The sequence below is a fragment of the Caballeronia sp. genome (assembly GCF_049581465.1).
Classification (GTDB): domain Bacteria; phylum Pseudomonadota; class Gammaproteobacteria; order Burkholderiales; family Burkholderiaceae; genus Caballeronia.
In genome coordinates, this window is sequence record NZ_JBAUSA010001336.1 from 1 (window position 1) to 2,378 (window position 2,378).

The window sequence follows — 2,378 nt, forward strand, 5'->3', positions numbered from 1 at the left end:
AGCAAGTAGTTTCGCAAAATACGCTGGCCAACGACATGGCCTCCGATGTTTACGTTCCGGGTCAACAACCGCCGTCCGGCGCTGCCGCCGTCGTGCGCCCGTCATACACGGGGTCCGGGACGTGGGTAGGTTTTCGCACAGCAGGTGGGGCTGGCGGCGATGCCACCGGCGCTATCCAGGGTTGCCTGTAACTATCCGGCCTCTTACGTCGATTTGTCGCGAGTGCCGTGGCCGATGTAAAAATCGATATGAAAAAGCCCCGCTGGTCTTGCGCCAGCGGGGCTTTTTGTTAGCTTGCGTTCGTTGCGTGTACTGATCGAGTTCGTATGGCGGCCCCACATATTCAGGCCGCCAATAGTGCAGCTTGCTTATTGAGCCTGATCCGCTGTACCCGGCAAATGCATGATCTTGACATTCGAACGCGCCTTCAACGAATCCAGATACGCCTCCATTTCCGCTTGCGCATACACTTGCGCCACTTGCTGTTGCGCGCCGGCAAGACGATCAGCCGCGACCGGCTCACTCTTCTCAATACCGTTCACACGATAGATCGCGTAACCATCCTTACCCAGATCGACGCCGACATACGCAGGCAACTTCGACGAATCCGCCTTGAAGATGGCGGCGAGCGCGAGAGGCGGCACGCCTTGCGCGTCGTTGCGCGATACCTTCGACACCGACGAGAAACCGGTTGTCGCATTCGACTTCTGCAGTTCAGCAAGCTTGGCCTGCCCGTCCTTGACTGCAGCCTGCGCCGCCTCTACTGCCACGACCTTTGCGCGCACGGCGTCCTTGATCGTATCGAGCGGCGGCACGGCGGCTGGTTTGTAGTCAGTCACGCGGCCTGCAATCAGCGTGTTGTTGCCGACATCAATGGCCTGCGTGTTGTTGTGCTCTTTCACTGCATCCGATGCAAATATCGCCGATAAAAACTTCGGATTGTTCAACGGATTGTCAGGGGCAAGCTTGGGATCGGGCTTCGTTCCGACCGTAGCCGTTTGAACCTGGAGCGCGTATTTATCGGCGGCGGGTTGAAGCGTCTTCGACTTTTCGTACACGGTCGAGGTGAACCCTTCCGCGCTGTCAGCCAAACTCTTGGCCGCTTGCTGCGCGACATAATCCTTCATCAGCGCGTCCTTCACCTGATCGAACGATTGCGTGACCGACGGCTTCACGTCCGTTGCCTCGATGATGTGATAGCCGAAATCCGTGTGCACCACGCCGCTGATCTCGCCTTTCTTGAGACCGAACGCGGCGTCGTCGAACGCCTGGCCGCCTGCGATCATCCCACGGTTGAAATAACCGAGATCGCCACCCTTTGCGGCCGAGCCGGGATCCTGCGACTCCTTCTGCGCGATCGCCGCAAACTGGTCGGGATGCGCGTTGACTTGCGCGAGTATCGCGTCGGCCTGCTGCTTGGCCTTGGCCTGATCTGCGGCGCTCGCATCCTTCGGCGCGACGATCAGGATGTGGCTAGCCCGCACTTCGGCCTGCGTCTTGAAGCGTGCGATGTTGTCGTCGTAGTACTTCTTGAGGTCGGCATCGCTGGGCTTGATGGCCGCCGACAAAGTCGCCGGCGACATCACCACATACTGGATCGTCGCCGATTCAGGCGTGGCAAATTCATCACGATGCGCGTCGTAGTAGGACGTCAACTGAGCATCGGAAGGCTGCACCTTCGCGGCGTAATCTGCAGTGCGAAACGCAAGACCCTGCACGTCGCGGTGCTGTTCGGCAATCTCGCTCAGACTCTGCGCGAGTGCCTTCGAGGTGAAGGCACTGCCTATAATGCTGCCCGGTATCTGATCGGTCGCGAGACCATAACGTACCCGCTCGTCATATTGCTCGGGCGTCATGCCCTGCATGGCGAGCAATTGCTTGTACTGCTCAACGTCGACGCTACCGTCAGGCTTGCGTAACGACGCAATAGTCGGATCGGCGAGCAAAGCGCGGCGCACGGCTTCATCGGAAGCGGTCAAATGGAGGCGCTGGGTTTCATCGGCGAGCACGCGCTGTTGCACGAGGCTATCGATGAGCGATGCGCGCATTTCCGGCGTCTCGAACATCTTGGCATCGAAGCGGGCGCCGAGCATCTGGCGAGCGCGGTCGACCTGCTGACGCAGCGCGCCGTCATATTCCATGCGAGTGATCTTGCGACCATTGACGCTGGCGACGTTCGCGCTCTCGTCGAAGAAACTGCTGAAACCTTGGATACCGACGATACCCAACCCCGGCACCACGATCAGGATCAACAGGGCCATCATCAGGCGTTGGTGATTACGGAAAAAGTCGAGCATGCGTGACGATTCTGCCTTAAGACAAAACGCCCGATGTTACAGCAGCGGGCAATAAAAAAGGCGAACCGGAGTTCGCCTTTC

Annotated in this window: 1 protein-coding gene and 1 pseudogene; one reads left to right on the forward strand and one right to left on the reverse strand. The window is 59.0% G+C overall.

Going from position 1 to position 2,378, the window contains the following annotated elements; all coding sequences use genetic code 11:
- Window positions 1-191: pseudogene (locus tag WCA53_RS32325) on the forward strand (hypothetical protein); the annotation flags it as partial.
- A 177-nt stretch (window positions 192-368) separates the two neighbouring features.
- On the opposite strand, the gene WCA53_RS32330 reads toward WCA53_RS32325, so the two are convergent.
- Entirely contained in the window at window positions 369-2,297 is a 1,929-nt protein-coding gene (locus tag WCA53_RS32330; RefSeq protein ID WP_423921436.1) for a SurA N-terminal domain-containing protein, read from the reverse strand.
- Window positions 2,298-2,378 lie beyond the last annotated feature (81 nt).